This is a genomic window from Mesorhizobium amorphae (genome assembly GCF_014843845.1).
Taxonomy (GTDB): Bacteria; Pseudomonadota; Alphaproteobacteria; order Rhizobiales; family Rhizobiaceae; genus Mesorhizobium; species Mesorhizobium amorphae_A.
The window spans coordinates 186,353-207,269 of sequence record NZ_JHQS01000061.1; the positions used below are offsets into that span (position 1 = coordinate 186,353).

18 protein-coding genes and 1 pseudogene are annotated in these 20,917 nt (G+C 62.6%); 11 read left to right on the top strand and 8 right to left on the bottom strand.

Annotated features, from left to right (window positions below; translation table 11 throughout):
• Window positions 1-75 precede the first annotated feature (75 nt).
• Window positions 76-279 (top strand): annotated as a pseudogene (locus DH08_RS27420) (inorganic phosphate transporter); the annotation flags it as partial.
• Between the two features lie 13 nt (window positions 280-292).
• On the opposite strand, the gene DH08_RS27425 reads toward DH08_RS27420, so the two are convergent.
• Window positions 293-1,453 carry a patatin-like phospholipase family protein gene (locus DH08_RS27425; protein WP_192182337.1) on the bottom strand — a complete coding sequence of 387 codons (1,161 nt, stop codon included), beginning with the start codon at window positions 1,451-1,453 and terminating at the stop codon, window positions 293-295.
• Window positions 1,446-2,234, bottom strand: a complete 789-nt coding sequence (locus DH08_RS27430; protein ID WP_192182339.1) for an acetoacetate decarboxylase — start codon at window positions 2,232-2,234, stop codon at window positions 1,446-1,448. Before DH08_RS27430 ends, DH08_RS27425 begins: the two co-directional genes overlap by 8 nt.
• Window positions 2,235-2,461: 227 nt before the next feature.
• Between DH08_RS27430 and DH08_RS27435 the strand changes: the two genes are divergently transcribed.
• Both DH08_RS27435 and DH08_RS27440 read left to right on the top strand, forming a co-directional pair.
• Window positions 2,462-3,250, top strand: a complete 789-nt coding sequence (locus DH08_RS27435; RefSeq protein WP_192182341.1) for a 3-hydroxybutyrate dehydrogenase — start codon at window positions 2,462-2,464, stop codon at window positions 3,248-3,250.
• A 95-nt stretch (window positions 3,251-3,345) separates the two neighbouring features.
• Window positions 3,346-4,389, top strand: a complete 1,044-nt coding sequence (locus DH08_RS27440) for an ABC transporter ATP-binding protein (protein WP_192182343.1) — start codon at window positions 3,346-3,348, stop codon at window positions 4,387-4,389.
• 63 nt (window positions 4,390-4,452) lie between these two features.
• Here the strand turns inward: DH08_RS27440 and DH08_RS27445 are convergent, their stop codons facing one another.
• Together DH08_RS27445 and DH08_RS27450 are read right to left on the bottom strand one after the other, a co-directional pair.
• A complete protein-coding gene (locus tag DH08_RS27445; protein ID WP_246801013.1) occupies window positions 4,453-6,195 on the bottom strand; it encodes an ABC transporter permease in 1,743 nt (580 codons plus the stop codon).
• Window positions 6,196-6,225: 30 nt separating this feature from the next.
• Entirely contained in the window at window positions 6,226-7,200 is a 975-nt protein-coding gene (locus DH08_RS27450) for an ABC transporter substrate-binding protein (RefSeq protein ID WP_192182345.1), read from the bottom strand.
• A gap of 243 nt (window positions 7,201-7,443) precedes the next feature.
• Between DH08_RS27450 and DH08_RS27455 the strand changes: the two genes are divergently transcribed.
• The 8 genes from DH08_RS27455 (at window position 7,444) to DH08_RS27490 (ending at window position 15,633) form a co-directional block, all read left to right on the top strand.
• The gene (locus DH08_RS27455) at window positions 7,444-8,262 is read left to right on the top strand and encodes a chromate resistance protein ChrB domain-containing protein (protein WP_192182347.1); all 819 of its coding nucleotides are present in this window, start codon (window positions 7,444-7,446) and stop codon (window positions 8,260-8,262) included.
• The gene (chrA, locus tag DH08_RS27460) at window positions 8,259-9,644 is read left to right on the top strand and encodes a chromate efflux transporter (RefSeq protein WP_192182350.1); all 1,386 of its coding nucleotides are present in this window, start codon (window positions 8,259-8,261) and stop codon (window positions 9,642-9,644) included. Before DH08_RS27455 ends, chrA begins: the two co-directional genes overlap by 4 nt.
• Before the next feature lie 165 nt (window positions 9,645-9,809).
• Window positions 9,810-10,694 carry a dihydrodipicolinate synthase family protein gene (locus DH08_RS27465; RefSeq protein ID WP_192182352.1) on the top strand — a complete coding sequence of 295 codons (885 nt, stop codon included), beginning with the start codon at window positions 9,810-9,812 and terminating at the stop codon, window positions 10,692-10,694.
• Between the two features lie 19 nt (window positions 10,695-10,713).
• A complete protein-coding gene (locus DH08_RS27470) occupies window positions 10,714-11,373 on the top strand; it encodes a GntR family transcriptional regulator (protein ID WP_192182354.1) in 660 nt (219 codons plus the stop codon).
• A 62-nt stretch (window positions 11,374-11,435) separates the two neighbouring features.
• Window positions 11,436-12,773, top strand: a complete 1,338-nt coding sequence (locus DH08_RS27475; protein WP_192182356.1) for an ABC transporter substrate-binding protein — start codon at window positions 11,436-11,438, stop codon at window positions 12,771-12,773.
• A 44-nt stretch (window positions 12,774-12,817) separates the two neighbouring features.
• Window positions 12,818-13,711, top strand: coding sequence for a carbohydrate ABC transporter permease (locus DH08_RS27480; protein ID WP_404283730.1), 894 nt, complete (start codon window positions 12,818-12,820; stop codon window positions 13,709-13,711).
• Window positions 13,712-14,533, top strand: coding sequence for a carbohydrate ABC transporter permease (locus DH08_RS27485; RefSeq protein ID WP_192182360.1), 822 nt, complete (start codon window positions 13,712-13,714; stop codon window positions 14,531-14,533). It abuts the gene before it with no gap.
• Between the two features lie 41 nt (window positions 14,534-14,574).
• Window positions 14,575-15,633, top strand: coding sequence for an ABC transporter ATP-binding protein (locus tag DH08_RS27490; protein WP_192182362.1), 1,059 nt, complete (start codon window positions 14,575-14,577; stop codon window positions 15,631-15,633).
• A gap of 148 nt (window positions 15,634-15,781) precedes the next feature.
• Here the strand turns inward: DH08_RS27490 and DH08_RS27495 are convergent, their stop codons facing one another.
• From DH08_RS27495 to DH08_RS27510, 4 genes are read right to left on the bottom strand one after another with little or no spacing between them, the layout of a single operon-like run.
• Complete coding sequence (locus DH08_RS27495; protein WP_192182364.1) at window positions 15,782-16,852, bottom strand: adenylate/guanylate cyclase domain-containing protein; 1,071 nt, start codon at window positions 16,850-16,852, stop codon at window positions 15,782-15,784.
• Window positions 16,853-16,855: 3 nt separating this feature from the next.
• Entirely contained in the window at window positions 16,856-17,347 is a 492-nt protein-coding gene (locus DH08_RS27500) for a Rab family GTPase (protein WP_246801014.1), read from the bottom strand.
• A 16-nt stretch (window positions 17,348-17,363) separates the two neighbouring features.
• A complete protein-coding gene (locus DH08_RS27505) occupies window positions 17,364-20,024 on the bottom strand; it encodes an OmpA family protein (protein WP_192182366.1) in 2,661 nt (886 codons plus the stop codon).
• Between the two features lie 7 nt (window positions 20,025-20,031).
• Window positions 20,032-20,697, bottom strand: coding sequence for a coiled-coil domain-containing protein (locus tag DH08_RS27510; protein WP_192182368.1), 666 nt, complete (start codon window positions 20,695-20,697; stop codon window positions 20,032-20,034).
• Window positions 20,698-20,917 lie beyond the last annotated feature (220 nt).

The window sequence follows — 20,917 nt, forward strand, 5'->3', positions numbered from 1 at the left end:
GATGGTGGACGTTGTTTCAAGCGAAGGGGGTATTCCGAGACCGGATCATCCGCTGCATCAGATCGTCGCCATGGTACCATCGGCATGGCCGACCGGCTGGGCCTGCCAGTGTCGACGACGCATTTGCTGTCTTGCGGCGTCGCGGGCACGATGGCCGCGAACGGCTCTGGGCTGCAATGGTCGACGGTGCGCAACCTGCTGCTTGCCTGGGTGCTGACGCTGCCATGCTCGATTGCCTTGGCATTCGTGTTGTTCATCGTCTTTCGCCAGGTGTTCTGAGCGAAGGCCTGGTTTAGGTGGGATCTTCGCGGTGCAGATCGTGGATGGCGACGCCCTCGACATCGGTCGGCAGGGTCAGCCACTGGCGATGGCGGAGCGTGCGCTGCGTGTCCTCGAGGCCCATCTCCCAATGTTCGCGCATCGAGGTTCCCGAGAATTCGTAGTCCTTGGCGTGTCCCTCATAGCCCTTGTGCTGGTAGATGAGGTGGACGATGTTGACCACGCCTGCATCCGAATAATCGGCGATCAGCTCTTTCTCGCCGTCCTTCAGCAGTTCGGGCGGGACGCGGTTCAGCGCGTCGAGCAGCTTCATCTTCAGCGCATGGATGCGCTGGAAATTGTCGGTGTTCTGGCGCGTGCGGCTGGAATACATGATGTCCTTGTGGCGCGACAGCACGTCGGCCATGCCGCGCGGGAGTGCGCCGCGGGCGCTGAACAGGTCGACCTGGAACACCAGCGACGAGCAGTCCTCTTCCTGGTCGAGCAGATATTGCAGCGGCGTGTTGGAGACGATGCCACCGTCCCAGTAATACTCGCCCTCGATGCGGACCGACGGGAAGGCCGGCGGCAGCGCGCCGCTGGCCATGATGTGCTCCGGGCCGATGCGCACATTGTCGGTGTCGAAATAGACGAAGTTGCCGGTCCTGACATTGACCGCGCCGACGCTGAGCCGCTTCCTGCCGTCGTTGAGGATGTCGAAGTCGATCAGGCTTTCCAGCGTGTCCTTCAATTCGGCGGTGTCGTAGAAGCTGGTGGCGCCGTCGGCCCCCGGCTGTTCGAACCAGGGATTGGGATTGCGCGGCTTGAAGAAGCCGGGCTGACCCATGGCCATCGTCATCCATGAGGACGTGCGGTTGCGGATGTCGCGGTAGATGTCGCCTTCGGGCGTATAGGCCCAGATCTTGCGCCCCGAAATCGTCTGCCAGAATTGCTCGAGACGCTGCTGCCGGCGGCTCGGCTCATTGCCGGCGATGATCGAGGCGTTGATGGCGCCGATCGAGACGCCGGAGAGCCAGCTCGGCTCGCAGCCGGCTTCGGCCAGCGCCTGATAGACGCCGGCCTGATAGGCGCCGAGCGCACCGCCGCCCTGGAACACCAGAGCGATGCGGTCATATTGCGCCGTGATCTCCGCAATGGTAACGGCGGGCGCCTTGTTGCGGGTGCGTTCAAGCACGAGCTTTCTCCGGCTGGGATGCGCTGGCAGCGGTCTGACTGTGGCCGGCGAGGTAATCGTGGACGACTTCGCCCAACCCGAGCGTCAAATCGGCGGTGAAATGGACGGCGGACACGATGTCGAGCACCGGCAGCTTTGCCACGTCGGCCATGACATGAGGCCTGAGATCGAGCGCGGCCGGTGCGGTCCATGCCTCCTTCAGCGTCACGTCGGTGAGGTAATAGCGAACCAGCTCGCAAATGCGCGGGCTTCCGTCGACATGCGGGATGATCTTGATCAGGAAGTTGGGCGCGGCGAGCGAGGCCAGCACCTGATCGTGGTCGGCCTCCCTGTGCTTGTAGCCCATCGTGCCGGTGGCGCACAGCACGCTGCCATAGTGCAAGGTGCCGACCACGACCTCGCCCTCATGTGCAATCTTGGGGCTGGCGAGCTTCTTCGGAAAACCCCAGAGCTCGCGGCCACCGGCGATCGGCGCGTCGTCATCGAGGTACATGGAATGGACATAGCCGCCGTGCTGGCCCTTGTAGCGCACCGGGATGACCTGGCCGGTCTCGGTATAGTCGCCGAAGCCGGTCGAATCCGGCATGCGGATGAACTCGTATTTGACCAGCGGCTCGTCGATCTCCAGCGGCGCCGGGACGACGGCCTCGAGCGCCTCGCGCGTCGTGCGGTAGGTGATGATGACGTATTCGCGGTCGAAGAAACGATAGGGACCGGGCGGGAAGGACGGGTTGGTGAGCGGCATCGCATAGGCGCGTTTCACGACATCGGCGATTTCCAAGTCTGTGCCCTTTCATTCGGGATGACCGCGCGAATGCGCAGGCAATTATGTTGCACGGCACCATGACAGCGCCGTGTCGGCCGGGCGACCACGGCCGCAAGGTCAATCGCGGACCGGGTCGGGCCGCAATCTGGCTGTAATCGCATCGACATATGGCTCTGGCATTGTCGTGCTGCAATGCACAAATATATGATCGTACCTCCCTCCCACTTCTCGCGAGATCCCCCATGGGTTTGCTGTCTTCGAAAAACGCCCTCGTCACCGGCTCGACCAGCGGTATCGGCCTGGCCATAGCCCGCGCCTTTGCCGCCGAAGGCGCCAACGTCACCATCAACGGGCTGGGCGACGACGCGGCAATCGAACAGGAGCGCGCCGGCATCGAGCGGGATTTCGGCGTCAAGTGCCGCTATTCCGACGCCAACATGATGGACGGCGCGGCGGTGAGCGCCATGGTGCGCGAGGCCGAGGAAGCCTTCGGCAGCCTCGACATACTGGTCAACAATGCCGGCATCCAGCATGTCGCGCCGATCGAGGAGTTTCCCGACGACAAATGGGAAGCCATCATCCGCATCAACCTGCTTGCGGCCTTCTATGCGATCAAGGCAGCACTACCCGGCATGAAGGCGCGCAAATGGGGCCGCATCATCAACACCGCTTCCGCGCATGCGCTGGTCGCCTCGCCGTTCAAGTCGGCCTACGTCTCGGCCAAGCACGGCATAGCCGGTCTGACCAAGACCGTGGCGCTGGAAGCGGCGCAGGACGGCGTCACCGTCAATGCGATCGCTCCCGGCTATGTCTGGACGCCGCTGGTCGAAAAGCAGATTCCCGACACGATGAAGGCGCGCGGCATGACCGAGGAACAGGTTAAGCACGACGTGCTGCTCGCGGCCCAGCCGACCAAGGAGTTCGTCACCGTCGAGGAGCTTGCGGCGCTGGCGCTGTTCCTGTGCTCGGACGCGGCCAGGCAGATCACCGGCACGACCTTGCCGATGGATGGCGGCTGGACGGCGCAGTAAGCGCTAGCGGCAGCAAGGTTCAGCCTATTGCCGGCTCGATGCCGTAGCGGCTATGCCTGCACCGACTAGCGAAACGACGCGCGGATGAGCCAGGCATGAGCGAAATCAGGGTGGATCGTCTCACCAAGCGGTTCAACGAAACGGTCGCGCTGGACGCCGTTTCGCTGGATTTCCCGGCCGGCACCTTCACGGCGCTGCTCGGGCCGTCGGGATGCGGCAAGACCACGATGCTGAGGCTGATCGCCGGCTTCGAGGCGCCCAGCGATGGCCGCGTGTTCTTCGTCGAAGAACTGATGGCCGATCCGCAACGGCAGGTCGCGCCGGAAGCGCGCGGCATCGGCGTCGTCTTCCAGTCCTACGCGCTGTGGCCGCATATGGACGTGGCCGCAAACGTCGCCTATCCGCTGAAAGCCAGGCATGTCAAAGCCGGCGAGATCGCCGGCCGTGTCGGCGCGGTGCTCGATATCGTCGGGCTCGCCGGTTTCGAGGGCCGCCGCATCGAGGAACTATCCGGCGGCCAGCGTCAGCGCGTGGCGCTGGCGCGCTGCCTGGTGGCCGACGCCAGGATCATCCTGTTCGACGAACCGCTTGCCAATCTCGACATGCATCTGCGCGCCTCGATGGTCGAAGCGTTTCGCGATATCCATCGCCGCACCGGCGCCACCATCGTTTACGTCACCCACGACCAGGCCGAAGCGCTCGCCCTGGCCGATCGCGTCGCCATCATGAACGAGGGCAAGGTGCTGCAGGTGGCGCCGCCGCAGGAAGTCTATCGCGCGCCCGCCGACACCATGGTCGCCGGCTTCGTCGGGCGTGGCAGCGTCGTCTCGGCGACGGCGGTCGATCATGACGCAACGAGCGCGAGGATCGACATAGCGGGGCATCGGGTCACGGCGCGTAGCACCGGGGGCGGCGCCGGCGCGGTCAAGGTATTGCTTCGGCCGGAAGCGCTGCGGCTTGCCTCCGAAGGCCTGCCGGCAACGGTGCTCGACAGCATCTATCGCGGCCCGGTCCACGAGGTCAGGCTGGCCTTGCCGGCGCCGGGACAGGAATTGCTGATCGACAGCGCCGATGCGCTGGCGGTCGGCCAGCAGGTGCATGTGGCGGTTTCCGACGCCTGGGTGATCCCGAGGGCCTGAGTCCGGGAATTTGTTTTACGCAATTCCGGACCGAAAACCGCAAACACTTTTCCTGGAGTTGCTCTACCTCCAGGGCAATACGCCCGCCGGAAGCCGGCGCCCGAACCGGTCTAGGACCAGCAGCAGGGCGATGACGACGGCGATTGTCGACACGGCTATGGCCGAAGCCTGCGTGCCCAATCCGGCTTCCTCCAGGCTGAACAGCACAACTCCGAGCGTCTCGTTGCCGCTCGACCAGAGCAGGGCCGAGACCGTCAGTTCGTTGAAGGCGCTCATGAAGACGAGCAGCCCGCCGGCGACCGCCGCCGGCGCGGCGAGCGGCGCGGCAATCGTTGCAAGCCGGCGAAGCGGGCCGGCTCCAGAGACCGCGGCGGCCTCGTCGAGATCGCGTGAAATCTGCCCGACGGCGGTCGCCACCGGCTTCATGGCGAGGGTGAAAAACCGCATCGCGTAAGCGATGACGATGATCGATGCGGTTGCGTAGAGGCTGCCGATCAGCGGCAGGGGGCGCAGGAAAAGCAGGATGCAGGCGATGGCAAGGACGACGCCGGGAACCGCATAGGGCAGGTCGACGATGCCACTGAGGAGACGCTGCCAGCGCCGGCCGAAGCGGTCGAGCACGACGCTCACCGGAATGACGCCGATCGCCAGGATCAGCGCCGCGCTGCCGGCAAAGAGAGCGGAATTGCGGAAGGCGCGAACGGTCGAGGCCTGCCGGGCCAGCACCTCCGCATAATTGGAAGCGGTGATCGTGTCCCAGCCAAGCGGCACGCCGAAGGAGGGGATGAGCGAGGTCGTCAAAAGCGCGCAAGCCGGCAGGACGAGGATGACGCCGATCACCAGCCAGGCGAGCCCCGCGAGCGGCAGGCACCAGGCGCCAAGTTCGAAACGAGCCGGCGTGCCGCCGGTGAAACGATGGGCCGCACCGCGCAAGGCCAGCGACTGGCAGGCGACGCCGGCCAGCGCCAGCACGCCGACCAGCACCGACAACGCCGCGATCTGCGGCAGCACGCCGGGGCCGAAGCTCGACAGATCCTGATAGATCAGTGTCGGCAGCGTCAAATAGTTGACCGGCATTCCGAGCAGGGCCGGGATGCCGAAATTGCCGACGCCAGAGACGAAGGCGAGCGCGGCCGCGGCGACGACATACGGTCGCACGACCGGCAGCGCGATGGTTCGCAGCGCGTAAAGGGGCGTGGCGCCCGAGGCCCTCGCGGCCTCGATGAGATCACGCGGCACCCGGGAAAGCCCTGCTCGCAGCGTGATGAACACGATCGGCGCGTGCTGGACGGCGTAAAGCAGGATGATGCCGTTGCGGCCAAGCATCGGATTGGGCGTGCCTGGTGGCGGCGCCAGGCCAACCATGCCGAGCAGCGTGCTGGACGGACCGAACAAATGCAGCCACGACAGCGCCGTGACCTGTGGCGCGATCATCAACGGCAATAGCAGCAGGAAGCCGAGCGCCTTGCGCCCGGGCAGGTCGGTCATGGTCACCGCGACGGCGAAGGGGCCACCGAGGCAGACGGCAAACACGGCGCCGAAGAAGGCGGTGTCCAGCGTGTGCCCCATCGCCCGCAAGGCGGCAGGCCTGGCGAGGCGATCGGCGAAGGCGCCGAAATCGAGTTCGCCACCCGGCGCGACGGCCGCGACGACTAGCCTCGCCATCGGCAACAGGCTGAGCAGCGCGATGATCAGCAGAACGGCCAGCGCCGAAGCGCGAAAGCCTGATGTCGCTCGCCCTGCGGAGATGTGCCGGCGCCTTGCCGGCACGGACCGCCCGGGCAGGATATGCTCAGCAGATGACATTGCTGGTCATTGGGCTGGCTGCCGGGCCGCCTACTGGCTCATCACGGCGCCGAACTTTTCCTTGTTGGCGGCATCGTTGGCAAGTGCGGCGGCCGCATCGTAGCCGAGCACCTTGATCGAGCCGCGATCGGGATAGCCGGCCGGCAAAGCGACGTCGGCGCGCGCCGGGATGTAGCCCATCTTGGCAGCAACTTCCTGGCCGTCCTTGGACAGCAGGAAATCGACGAAGGCCTTGGCGGCGTCGGTGTCCTTGGCCGTGGACAGGATGGCCACCGGCTCGGTGACGGCCGAAACGCCTTCCTTCGGGAAGACGAATTCGACCGGAGCGCCCTTGGCCTTCTCGCGTATCGGCATGTAGTCGACGATCATGCCGAACAGCTTGTCGCCGCCGCTGACGGCCTTCAGCACATCGCCATTGCCGCCGCTCGCCTGGGCGCCGTTCTTGGCCAGCGCGCCGTAATAGTCCCAGCCTTCCGGCAAATTGCCGGTCAGCGTCACCGCGTGGATCATCGCGGCACCCGAGGTCAGCGGGCTCGGCATCGCGACAAGGCCTTTCGCCTCCGGCTTGGTCAAATCTTCCCAGCTCGTCGGCACGAAGGGCGCCTTGGTGTTGTAGACAATGCCGGTGGTGATCAGCTTGGTCGAGAAATAGGTCTTGTCCTTGTCGTAGAGGGCGGTATCGATGCCGGAGACACCGGCGCCGGGGTAGGCGAGCAGGCGCCCTTCCTTCTTCAGCCCTTCCATGGTCACGACGTCGGCGATCAGGAGCACGTCGGCCTGCGGCTGGCCGGCTTCGATCTCGGCGCGCAGCTTGGCCAGGATTTTCGGCGTTCCATCACGCACCCACTCGACCTTGATGCCGGGGTTCTTGGCCATGAAGGCATCGACGGTCTGCTGGGCGTCGGTATTGGGCTGGCTGGTGTAGAGCACGAGCTTGCCATCGGCAGCCGAAGCACCTGTGACGGCCGATGCCAGCATCATGGCGGCGAAAATGATCTTGTGCATGGAAAGCTCCAGAGAAAGAGAGAACCGGCCCACGAGCGCCAGCTGAAGGCACTGGGTATCGCTGCAGCATAACTCTATTGTGACGGCGTTCGGGAATGACGCGCATGGCCGCCGCCAGCTGCTGCTTTCTTGACAAAGGCCGGCGATCGTTCCAGCATTGTGGCAAGGGGTTCATCGCGATGACCCCGTGAGGCGTCAGCCCAACGATCGCGTCCAAGCTCTCTTTTCCTGGAGGTGGACGCCATGCCGTCAACAACCGCAATCACCGTAGCGCAACTCTCCCGTCTCGTCGGCCTGCCCGACGCGCCCGATCTCGTCGACGTGCGTATCGATGAGGATTTTGAAGCCGATCCGCGCCTGCTGCCGGCGTCGTGCCGGCGCGATTTCAGGACCGTCTCGACCTGGGCGGCCGACTTCGCCGGGCGCCGCGTCGTCGTCATCTGTCAAAGAGGGCAAAAGCTCTCGCAAGGCGTCGCCGCATGGCTGCGCCATGAAGGTATCGCTGCTGAATCGCTGGAAGGCGGCTTCGAGGCCTGGGTCGCGGCCAAGGGGCCTCTGTTCAAGGCAGATGCGATGCCGCCGCGCGACGACAAGGGCCGCACGGTGTGGGTGACACGCGCGCGCCCCAAGGTCGACCGTATAGCCTGTCCGTGGCTGATCCGCCGTTTCGTCGATCCTTCGGCCGTGTTCCTGTTCGTCGAACCGTCCGAGGTGCTGGCGGCTGCCGATCGTTTTTCGGCGGTTCCCTTCGATATAGACGACGTGTTCTGGAGCCATCGCGGCGAGCGCTGCACCTTCGACACCATGATCGAGGAGTTCGGACTGCGCTCCGAGGCGCTTGATCGCCTCGCTCTGATCGTGCGCGCCGCCGACACAGCGCGCCTCGATCTCGTTCCGCAGGCAGCGGGCTTCCTCGCCGCGTCGCTCGGCCTGTCGCGCATGTTCCGCGACGATCTCGAACAGCTCGAGGCCGGCATGCTGCTCTACGATGCGTTCTTCCGGTGGTGCCGCGACGCTACCGATGAAACGCACAACTGGCCGAGCGGGAGCAAAGCGCCATGAACTCCCTTGCCGCGGACGATGAGATCGAGGCCGTGCAGCCCCCGGCCATGCCGACCTTCAGGGAAGCAGTGCGGCTGTGGGCGAAGATCGGCCTGCTCTCCTTTGGCGGGCCGGCCGGCCAGATCGCCCTGATGCACAAGGAACTGGTCGAGGAGCGCCGCTGGATCGGCGAGCAGCGCTTCCTGCATGCGCTCAACTACTGCATGCTGCTGCCCGGTCCGGAGGCGCAGCAGCTCGCCATCTATATCGGCTGGCTGCTGCACCGGACCCTCGGCGGCCTTGTCGCCGGCACCTTGTTCGTGCTGCCGGGCGCCATCGTCATGCTCTGCCTCAGCAGCTTCTACATGCTCTACAATGACGCGCCGGTCGTCGAGGCGCTGTTCTTCGGCGTCAAGGCGGCGGTGCTGGCCGTCGTCGTCGAGGCCGTCATCCGCATCGGCAAGCGGGCACTGAAGAACCGGGTGATGGTGGCGATCGCGGTCGCCGCCTTCCTTGCCATCTATGTGGTCAAGCTGCCGTTTCCGCTCATCATCCTGGCAGCCGGGCTGACCGGCTGGATCGGCAATCGCTTTGCGCCGGTGCCGTTTTCCGGAGCGGCGCACGGCAAGGGCAACGCGCCTGACATTCGGGGAGTGGTCGACCTGATGTTCGAGCGCGGCGAACTCGACCATACAAGGCCAACGAGATGGCACGCGCCGCGCACCGTCGCAACCTGGTTGCCGATCTGGCTCGGGCCGGTGGCGCTGATCGCGGCTCTGACCGGCTCGACCAGCGTCTGGACGCAGCTTGGCAGTTTCTTCAGCGTCATGGCGGTCGTCACCTTCGGCGGCGCCTACGCGGTTCTCGCCTATGTCGCGCAAGCGGCCGTCACTTCTTTCGGCTGGCTGGCGCCCGGCGAGATGGTCGACGGTCTCGGCCTCGCCGAAACGACGCCCGGGCCGCTCATCCTGGTGCTGCAGTTCGTCGGCTTCGTCGCCGCCTACCGCCACGCCGGCGCGATGAGCCCGCTCATCGCCGGATCGCTCGGATCGCTGCTGACGCTGTGGGTGACTTTCGTGCCCTGCTTCTTCTGGATTTTCCTCGGCGCGCCCTACATCGAGCAACTGCGGCAGAACAAGGCGCTCTCGGCAGCCCTCGGCGCGATCACCGCGGCCGTCGTCGGCGTGGTGATGAACCTTGCCTTGTGGTTCGCGCTGCATGTCGTCTTCGGCCAGGTGCGCAGCGTCGGCCTCGGGATGGAGATACCGGTGCTGTCCTCGCTGGACTGGCGTGCCGCGCTGCTGGCAGCCGCAGCGATGGTCGCCATGCTCAGGCTGAAGATCGGCATGCTGCCGACGCTGGCCGGATCGGCGCTGGCTGGATTGGCGCTGCAGGCACTGTGAAGCCTGGCCCTTGAGGGCGTCACATCACTCTTGCCTGTAAGGCCGTCGATGCGCTCGCCGTCGCGTCGCAGCGCATCGTTTCGAAAAATGCGCATCGCCCCTGTTTACAATTGACATGTTAGTCTGATAGCACTGCCTGCAGATTGATTTCTGGAGAGCATTCTGGTGGCTTCGCGCTTTGGTCTTTCGGTTGCGCTTGCAACGCCCTTTCATGCGTCCGGGCAGATCGCGGTTCCCGCCATGGTCGCGCAGGCCAAGGCTTGCCTTGGCGCCGGCTGCAGCAGCGCGACGCTGTTCGGCACCACCGGCGAGGGCGCTTCCCTGGGCACCGAAGAGCGGCGGACGATCATCGAGGCCATGCTCGCCGCCGGCATCCCGGCGCACCAGCTGGTCGCTGGCGTACTGGTCGACGCGGCCGAGGATGCGGCCGAACAGGCGCGTCATGCCCTGCAGCGCGGCGCCCGCAACATCCTTCTCGCGCCGCCTAGCTACTTCAAGAATGTCGGCGAGGACGGGCTGTTCGGATGGTTCGCCGCGGTCTTTGCCGCGCTCGGCCCGCTGGCGCGCGATGTCCTGCTCTACAACATCCCTTCCGTCACCATGGTACAGCTGCCGCTTGGTCTGATCGGCCGGCTGCGCGCCGCCTTTCCGGCCGTGGTCGCGGGGATCAAGGACTCAGGCGGCGACTGGAGCTACAGCGAGGCGCTGCTTGCCGCCCATGGCGACCTGGTGATCCTGATCGGCGACGAGCGGCATCTGGCGAGAAGCGTGCGCCAGGGTGGGCAGGGCGCCATTTCCGGTATGGCCAATTTCGTCACCGGCGAAATTCGCGCCATGGCGGTGGACGGTCGTGACGACCGCCGCGTCGAGAATTTCGTGCTCGAATTGCTCAAACATCCGGTCACGCCGGCGGTGAAGGTGATGGTGGCGCGCAAGACTTGCGACGAAGGCTGGCTGGCTGTCCGCCCACCCTTGGAGCCGATAGGCGCGCAGGGCCGGCATCAGCTTGCCGCCGCCTATGACCGGCTGTTTGCGACAGAGCCGGCCTGACCGGCAAAGGAAGCGCTGAATGGACGACAGCAGCGAACCGGCAACCCTGAGGGAAAAGGCCTATGCCAGCTTCACGCGGCATCTTCTGGCGCGCGACCTCAGGCCCGGACAGTTTGTGTCGCAGCGCGAGCTGGTCGCTTTTACCGGACTGCCGCTTGGCGCCATTCGCGAGATCGTGCCGCGCCTCGAGGCCGAAGGGCTGCTGACGACCATCCCGCAGCGCGGCATGCAGATCGCGCATATCGACATCAACCTGATCCGCGAGGCCTTCCAGTTCCGTCTGTTCATGGAACGCGAGGCAGTCGCCCTGTTCACGGTCAACGCGCCCGATGCCGAGCTCGCCCGGCTAAGGCGCGAGCACGAGGAGATGCTGGCCCACGCTTTGGCACAGGCAGCGACGCCGGAGATGGAAGCAAAAGCGCAGACCATCGATTGGGCCATGCACGACACGTTCATCGACGCGCTCGACAACGAGATCATTGCCAAGGCCTATCTGGTCAATTCGGTGAAGATCCGGCTGATCCACCAGGAGCGTTTCCGTATCGACGGCCGCGTCGTGCCGGTCATGCGCGAGCATCTGACGGTGATCGAAGCCATGGAAAGCCGCAATCCGCAGAAGGCGGTCGAGGCGATCAGCCAGCATATCGACAATGCACGCCGGCTGGCGCTGCAAATCTGAGGAAACATCAGCCGCGCCGCAACCGCGGCGCAACCCACAACGACAGCAAACGGGAGGAAGAAATGTCGTCCAATCTGTTCAACCCAACCAGGAGGCAACTCCTCGCAGGAACCGCGGCACTCGCCGCCGCCGGCCTTGCCGGCCTGCGCCCGGGATTTGCCGCCGGCGTCGACTGGAAGCGCTTTGCCGGCACCACGCTCGACGTCAATCTGGTGAAGAGCCCGCGCAGCGACACGCTGATAAAGTATCTCGCCGAGTTCGAGGAACTGACCGGCATCAAGGTCAATGCCGAGGCGACGCCCGAGCAGCAGCAGCGCCAGAAGACGGTGATCGAGCTCAGCTCCGGCAGACCGAGCTTCGATGTCGTGCATTTGAGCTACCATGTACAGAAGCGTCAGTTCGAGAAGGGCGGCTGGCTGGCCGACATCTCTGGCTATCTCAAGGATGCCACGCTCACCGATCCGGCGCTGGTCGAAAGCGACTTCGCCGATGCCGGCATGGTGTTCGCCAAGGACGGGCAGGGCGCGCTGCGCTCGCTGCCTTTCTCCGTCGATTACTGGATCCTCTACTGGAACAAGGAACTGTTCGAAGCCAAGGGGCTCAAATACCCCGAAACCTTCGAGCAATTGGTGGCCGCGGCCGAGGCGCTGATCGACCCGTCGACCAACACCTACGGCTTCGTTGCCCGCGGGCTCAAGAACGCCAACACGCCGGTGTGGACGTCGCTGATGCTCGGCTACGACATGACGCCGCTCGACGCCGAGGGCAAGCTTCGCACCACCTCGCCGGAGGCGGTCGAGGCCGCCAGCCTCTACCAGCGGCTGATGACCAAGGCTGCTCCTCCCGGCGTCACCGGGTTCAACTGGGCCGAGGCGCAGTCCGCCTTCCTGCAGGGCAAGATCGGCATGTGGTTCGACGGCGTCGGCTTTGCCCCGCCGATGGAGAACCCCGAGAAATCGCGGGTGGTCGGCAAGGTCGGCTACGGCGTCATGCCCAAGGGCCCCAAGGCGCACGCCTCGGGCACCTTCGGCGACGGCATCGGCGTGACGGCGGCGAGCGAGAAGAAGGAGGCTGCCTATCTGTTCTGTCAGTGGGCGGTGTCGCCGGCCATGGGCGCGCGGCTGCTACAGGCCGGCGCCGGCGTGCCGTTCCGCAAATCGGTGCTGGAAGATCCCAAGGTGCGCGAGGGCGTCACCATGCCGGCGAGCTGGCTCGATGCCGTCGTCGGCTCCGGCAATGTCAGCCGGCTGGCGCTGCCGGTCATCATCCCGGTCACAGAGTTCCGCGACATCTATGGCGTGGCGCTGAGCAACATGATCGCCGGCGCCGATCCGGCGGAGGAGCTGAAGAAGGCCACCGAGCAGTTCCAGCCGGTGCTCGACAGGAGCGAGCAGGGCTGATGTCCGCAACCACCCCAGAACAGGCCGGGGTGACGATTGAAGTCATGGACGGGAGCCAGACGGTACGGCTGGCTCCCAACTACTGGCCCTTCGTCGTGCCGGCACTCGTCGTCGTCGGCGCCGTGATCGTCTTTCCCTGGGCCTTCACGCTATGGATGAGCGTCAACAGCTGGACGCTCGGCCAGTCGCGGAGCTTTGCCGGCGCGGAAAACTATCTGCGCCTGGCGAGCGATCCGCGCTTCTGGGAATCGCTGTGGCACACCTTGACCTACACGTTCCTGTCGGTCGTCGCGCCGATGTTCTTCGGCACCGTCGCTGCCCTGATCTTCGACGCGAAGTTTCCGCTGCGCGGCCTGTTGCGTGGCGTCTTCGTGATGCCGATGATGGCGACGCCGGTAGCCGTGGCGCTGGTCTGGACGATGATGTTCCATCCGCAGCTTGGCGTGCTCAACTACCTTCTGTCGCTGGTCGGCATCCCGGCCCAGGAATGGATTTTCAACGCCAACACCGTCATCCCGTCGCTGGTCGCGGTCGAGACCTGGCAGTGGACGCCGCTGGTGATGCTGATCGTGCTGGGCGGGCTGGCCTCGGTGCCGCGCGAACCGTTCGAAAGTGCCGAGATCGACGGCGCCAATGCTTGGCAGCAGTTCCGCTACCTGACCTTGCCGATGATCGCGCCGTTCCTGATGATTGCGATGATCATCCGTACCATCGATGCGCTGAAGAGCTTCGACATCATCTACGCCATGACCCAGGGCGGGCCGGGCACGGCGTCGGAGACCATCAACATCTATCTCTACAACACCGCCTTCTCCTACTACGACATCGGCTACGGCTCGGCCATGGCCGTGGTGTTCTTCATCGTCATCGTGGCGCTGTCCTTCATCCTGTTGATGCTGCGCCAGCGTTCGCAATGGATCGATCAGGAGGGCAAATAGATGAGCTCACGACTGCTCAACCAGATTGGGCTGTTCTTCGCGGCCCTGGTCATCGTCTCGCCGGCGATCCTGTTCTTCCTCTGGATGATCTCGCTGTCGCTGAAATTCGAGATCGACAACGGCGCCTATCCGCCGGTCCTGATCCCTGAACATCTCGCCTGGTCGAACTATGCAAAGGTGTTCGAGGAAAACAACTTCCTGCTCTATTTCTGGAATTCGGTCCTGGTGACCGGCACGGCGACGCTGCTGGCGCTGCTGATCGGCGTGCCGGCCGGCTATGGCATCGCCCGGCTCAAGGCCGAGAGGTCGGCCGTCGTTATCATGATCGCCCGCATGACGCCGGGGCTTTCCTATCTGATCCCGCTGTTCCTGCTGTTCCAGTGGATCGGCATCCTCGGCACGCTTTGGCCGCAGATCATCATCCATCTGGTGGTGACCGTGCCGATCGTGGTCTGGGTGATGATCGGCTATTTCGAGACGACGCCAATGGAGCTGGAGGAAGCGGCCAACATCGATGGCGCCAGCTCCTGGCAGGTGTTCCGGCTGGTCGCGCTGCCGATCGCCAAGCCGGGCATCGTCGTCGCCTTCATCCTGTCGGTCATCTTCTCGTGGAACAATTTCGTCTTCGGCGTGGTGCTCGCCAGCCGTGAGACGCGGACCTTGCCGGTCGCCGTCTACAACATGCTTTCCTACGAACAGGTGAGCTGGGGGCCGCTGGCCGCCGCCGCGCTGGTGGTGACGCTGCCGGTGCTGGTGCTGACCATGTTCGCGCAAAGGCAGATCGTCGCGGGGCTGACCGCCGGCGCCGTCAAGGGCGGCTGAGGCGTGGCCCGAGCGGACATTACTCTTTCTGGAGGAATCCAATGGCATCGGTAACCATCAACAACGTGCAGAAGGCTTTCGGAGCCACGCGGATTATCCATGACGTCAGCGTCGATATCGCCGATGGCGAGTTCGTCATCCTGGTCGGGCCGTCGGGCTGTGGAAAATCGACGCTGTTGCGCATGATCGCCGGGCTGGAGACCATCTCGGGCGGCAAGATCGCCATCGGCGAACGCACCGTCAACAACCTCAGGGCGCGGGATCGCAACATCGCCATGGTGTTCCAGAACTACGCGCTCTATCCGCACATGACGGTGGCCGACAATATGGGCTTCGCGCTCAAGATCAAGAAAGCCGATCCGGCCGACACCGCCGGGCGTGTCAAAAGGGCGGCAAACATTCTCGGGCTGGAGAAGCTGCTCGATCGCTTTCCGCGCCAGCTTTCCGGCGGCCAGCGCCAGCGCGTCGCCATGGGCCGCGCCATCGTGCGTGACCCGCAGGTGTTCCTGTTCGACGAACCGCTCAGCAATCTCGACGCCAAGCTGCGCGTCCAAATGCGCGGCGAGATCAAGGCGCTGCACCAGCGGCTGGGCACCACCACGATCTATGTCACGCATGACCAGATCGAGGCCATGACCATGGCCGACAAGATCGTCGTGCTGCATGACGGCCTCGTCGAACAGATCGGCGCGCCGCTCGACCTCTACGACCGTCCGGCCAATCTGTTCGTCGCCGGCTTCATCGGCTCGCCGTCGATGAATTTCATTGCCGGCCGCATCGAGGAAGGCATCTTCCGCAGCAACGGCGGATTGACCCTGCCGCTGCCGGAAGGCATCCACCCGGCGCACGCTTCAGGCGGCGAACTTATCTACGGCATTCGTCCCGAACATATCCGTGCGGCTGCCCAGGGCATCTCCGGCACGGTCACGCTTCTGGAGGCGACCGGTTCGGAGATCTTTGCCAAGGTCGACTGCGCCGGCGAGGAGATCTCCTGCCTGTTCCGCGAGCGGCTGGCGTTGAAGCAGGGCGAGACGGTGCGGATCGAGATGGACCGTGCCTCAGCGCATCTGTTTGACGCGAAAACTGGGCGGCGTATCTGACCGGGACGGTCACGCACAACGGTTATGTTCCAGCCCTCGTACTGGATAGCGGGGAAACGCTGACAGAAAATGTCGCTGTCCTCGATTGGGTCGCGTCCCAATACCCGGCGCTGGGAGTGAAGGGCCGTTGGGCCGCCATGCGGGCCGATCAGGCCCGGAGTCGCCACATTCGCACACGACCTGTACCACGCAATTCCGTTTCCGCGAGTGGGTCGCAAGCAAAATTTGGTCCAAGCAGTTCGCGGGTTGCATCCGAAACACGGATTTCATCGGGCTCCGCGGAAGTTTGAATACGTGAGGCGAGATTAACGGTGTCGCCCCACAGGTCATAGGCAAACCGCCTATTGCCTATGACGCCCGCGACGATTGGTCCTGAGTGAATTCCAATTCTCAGTCTTAGCGGTTCTCCTGCGAAGCGTTCGCGCTTACCCGCCTTCCGCAGTTCAAGTGCATAGTGCGCAAGGGCTTCCGCATGATCGGATCGCGCGGTGGGCAGGCCGGCGACCACCATCACACAATCGCCGATTGTCTTGATTTTTTCGCAGCCGTATAGTTCCGAGAGCAGATCCGCCGCCTTGAAGAAGTAATTTAGAATAGCGAGCGTCGTCACGGCTCCGACGCTCCGCGCTCTTTCCGTAAAACCGACGATGTCGGCAAAAAGCACACTCACCTCAGCGTGGTTGTCTGCAATTTGTTCCTGTGCTTTTAACCGCTCCGCGATCGACGCCGGAAGAATGTTGAGGAGCAGGGTTTCGGCGCGCTGGTATTCACGCGACAATCCCTCTTGGCTCTCCCTCAACGCCTCGTTTGTCGATTGTAATTTCTCGTTGAGTTGACGCTCCCTCTCTTGCAGGAGCGTCATTTCATAAGCCTTCTGTTGAAGCCGCTGCCTATTGTCGCGCTCGGCAGTGGCGTCAAGAAAGAGCAGCCACACGCAGGCATTGTCGCCAAAAAGATGAAGGTCCGCGACACGCCCGCTGGGCAGTTCGACCATGGCCATATGATATGGAAGCTCGGGGCAAGGCAGCAAACCTTCCATGAATTCAAGCTGATCGGCAACAGGCTTACCAATGCGAAGTGATGAGAGTCCGTAATGCTTAACGTTGCCGCCCTTCGCAGCTAGGCAAAGCTGGGCGTCAATTTTCAGATATGCGACAGAGTGCTCATTGTAGAAGAAATTGTAAATCCAGCTTCTGACTTCTCTTGGCAATCCAGGCATGGTCTATTCAGTGACCATCGAAGCAAGCTGGCGAAACGCATCATCAACATATTCACCAGAAAGCGCACTTGTTAGATAGATTTGCCATCCACGTTGCCTGAGTTCGTCAATCTCACTATCCGATATTGCCCACCGATCGGCCAGATCGGATTTGTTGAATAACAATACAAACGGCATAGCGCCGAATTCGGCCTCGGCCCGCTCGCGCAGCGTGAGCGCCACGGAAAGAGTGGCGGCGCGGGTTCCATCGACGACAAGCACCAGCCCGGCTGCACCTCGAACATAGCTGACGCGAAATGAGCCGATATCGTCTTCGCCGGCCAGATCCCACAATATCAGATCCACGGTTTTGTCCGGGAGTGCGACGCTCTTCTTGTCGATTTTCACTCCCACCGTGGTCAAGTAGTTTTCTGAAAAGATGCTTTGCACAAACCTGCGTACCAGGCTCGTCTTTCCGACAGCGAACCCGCCTAGCATGCAGATCTTTTTTTGCAACGTCCTGGGCTCCGCACTAGTCTAGGTTTACCGTAATCGAAACCCGGCGATTGGTGGAGCTCCCGGTTTGACTATTTTCAGGCACCACCGGCTCAAAAGTTCCCGCGCCCCGAACCAGCAGCAGTTCCGGAGCGACGCCGCGCTTGTTGAGAAGCGCGCGAACTGTCTCGGCGCGAGCGGCGCTGATCGACGCGTTGGCCGTCTCACGGCCCGTGCCGTCCGAATGGCCGGTCAGCATGAACCGCGCTGTTATGCCTGACTTGCGGGCACTTTGGGCGAATTCCTTTATTTGATCCGCCAATCTGTCGAGCACGGGCGTCTGCTCCGGTCCTGGGACAACTTTGCCGGAGTAGAAGAAAACATCGGTCGCCTGGATGGCCTCTCTCAAACGATTAAGTTCTGGAAGGTTCAGCTCACTCAGCTGCGAGACATCCAGAACCACTCCGTCCTCCGAAAGTTGTTCGGCGGCGGCCCGCGCCCGGTTGATCCAGGCGGCAGGAGCCTCACCCACGACAACGATGCGCCCCTGGACGATCGAAAGCTGAACCGATTTCGGCGGGGTCAGCGACGCCGTCAGCCGCTTCACCACGAACTTCGGATCAAGGCTCTGATAGAATTGCCACTGGGAATGAACGCGGGCAGGATCAACCTCCGTTCCAGACAGCAGAGCCTGCGGGTCGGCGGCAAGCGGGTCTCTCAGGCCGGAAATGTAGAAATGTCCGCCCCTCGCCGTTTGCTGGGCGACGATGATTCCCGGTTGGGCCTCAAGTCGCGACACATAATACTGCCAGTGCTCCGCCGCGCGTGCTTCGGGGCTCACATCACGAACCTTGGAGATGTCGAATTCCGGTCCGCCTGCCGAAAGCTGTCGGGCCGCTGCGCGCGCCCGATCTATCCAGGTGTCGGGAGCCTCGCCCTCGGCAACGATGCGATCATTGACGATCGAAAGTCGTACTGTATCCGGCGGATACAGCGACGCCGTCAGCCGCTTCAACACGAACTCCGGCTCAAGGCTCTGATAGAATTTCCAGTCTGAATGAACCCGGGCGGGATCGACCTGCGTCCCAGACAACAGCGACTGCGGGTCGGCCGCAAGCGGATCTCTCAGGCCAGCAACATAGAACTGGCCGTCGCGTATCTTTTGTTCGGAAACGATGACGCCCGGCTGGGTCCCCAGCCGTGACACATAGGCCTGCCAGCGTTCCGCCTCGTGTTCTTCGGGGCTCATCACATTGCGGACCCCGCCGACATCGAATTCCGGCCCACCCGCCGAAAGCTGCTGGGCGGCGGCCCGCGCACGGTCGATCCACGCGGCAGTAGCCTCGCCCTCGGCAACGATGCGATTATCGACGACCGAAAGTCGTACCGATGCCGGCGGCGCTAGCGACGCGGTCAGCCGCTTCAACACGAACTCCGGCTCAAGGCTCTGATAGAATTGCCACTGTGAATGAACGCGAGCGGGATCGACCTGCGTTCCGGACAACAGCGACTGCGGGTCGGCGGAAAGCGGGTCTCTCAGGCCGGCAATATAGAATTGGCCATCGCGCACCCTTTGTTCGGCAACGATGATGCCCGGCTGGGTCCCCAATCGCGACACATAGGCCTGCCAGCGCTGCCCGGATTGCCAGGAAAGAAAGAACCAACCCCCTGCCGCAATCAAAATCAGCAGGACTGCGGCCATCACCAGCCACGGAAATCCCTGGTTTGAGTCCTCCTGCTTCAGTTCAACGCAGGTCTGCAACTGCGTCTCTACGCCGACCAACTGCGAACTGTCGCCGTCAAACTGCTCTAAAGCCTGTGAGCATTCATCATGGATGCGAAGCAACACATCGCGAACTATTTCATGTAATTCCTCTGGCGGATTCCCCCGGATCACCGCAACCAAGGTCGCAAACGGTCCAACTTCTGACCAGAGACGAAGCTCCCCAAAGCGGATAGTGTCCAGGCCGCTCTGTTCTTTCTCGTTAAATGAGTCTTTTACAAAATCTTGAATTGCACTAAGCATCGAAGAAATGAGTTGAGGGTCTTCGCTAGTTGCATTATCGGCTGTTACATGCGCTATCAAAAGCCCGGAATTGCGGTGAATGAGAAAGACATGTTCTACATGATACACAAGAGAATGCTTAAGAACAACCTCAGAAAAGCTTGCACCTGTTCTCCAAGATTCAAATCTCCACTTTAGTCCATGCCAGGTAAATATATGTCTTAAAGTTTCATTCAGCGACTGAAAGGTCTGGTCGATCTTTTCCCCGATCGACTTGCGAATTGCCGGCAGAAATACCGGGTACAATATATCAGTAAGCGTACGCGGGCTCTTCTGGATGGACCGTTGCACAGCCCTCTCGACAGCTGGCGCAAGGGCCTCGCCGAGTTGTGCATGAGGCGCACGTGCGGCAGCACTGGGAAGAACGCCCCCCACTGCAGCCGCAAGCTGCTCAGGTTCATCGAGCAGGTCCGTAACTCGTGAAAGCTCCGAAATTTCGCGGCCGACCAGCAACTGGCGCAGCGTTTCCATGCGAGGATCGGCGGTTGGAACTCCGTCGAAACGCGCATGATAGTCCGGATCAACGTTCCGGGCAATTTCGACCAAAAGACGAGCCAGAGCTTCGCGATCAATCTCTGAATCGTTCGAAGCTGTTTTTTTAGGAAGGCTGATTGGGTCGACGGTCGACGTCAAGTTCCGATCAACTCACTTTCCAGCTACGCTCCGAGTTGCCCTTGCTGCCGACGGGATCCTGATTCAGACATTTTGCGACCTCGACAAACAGGCCAGCCAAAAGATTTCGGTCGGTCTTGACGTTGCTGAGATCGGAAAACACCTTCTCTATCAGCATCTGAACGCCTTCGTTCTTTTGCTTGATTTCCTCACGCAGCAAATGATCGTTTCGATTTATCCGGTCCGCAACTTCGCGCTCAAGCTCGCTCAATTGATCCGACAACGCGCGCACCTGCTTTTCAAGTGCCTGATTTTGCTCGCGAAGATTCCGGTCAATCTCCTTGTCGGCCTCGGCTCGTGCATCTTTTTCGTGCCGCAATTGCGTCGCAAGCGAATCAACCTGCTTCTTCGCATTTGACTCGTACATTTCAAGATTGCGCTTGGCCTCGGATTCGACATCCTTGAAGCGCTGCAAGACCCGTTCTTCAAGCTTGGAAAAGCGGCGGTCATAGTCCTGCATCTGGTTGCCGAACAGCAGATCGCGTATCTTGTCGACACCTACAGCATCGCCCGCGGCCCCGCCCTCGCGAGCCTGGCCCGCCATGAAGTTCAGCCCGTTTCCCTCTGCATTACTTATCAGATTTCCGTCCGCTTTATTTGCCGGAGAAGCGGTACTCGAAGATTCTTTGGCCATCCCTATGCCCCTTCATTTGAACAGCTGCCACAGTGCTAATTTAGAAACTGGTCAACTTGTCAGCAAAATACCCGGCCCGCAAGCCGGACTTTTGGCCTAGGCGCGATTCGTGCGCCCCTTTTGCGTCTCTTGGGCTAGCAACAAATGCGCAAGTTACGATTGGCGTCACTCTAATGTCTATTCGCTATAGTGAACGTAACCGGATAATCTAATCGGCAAT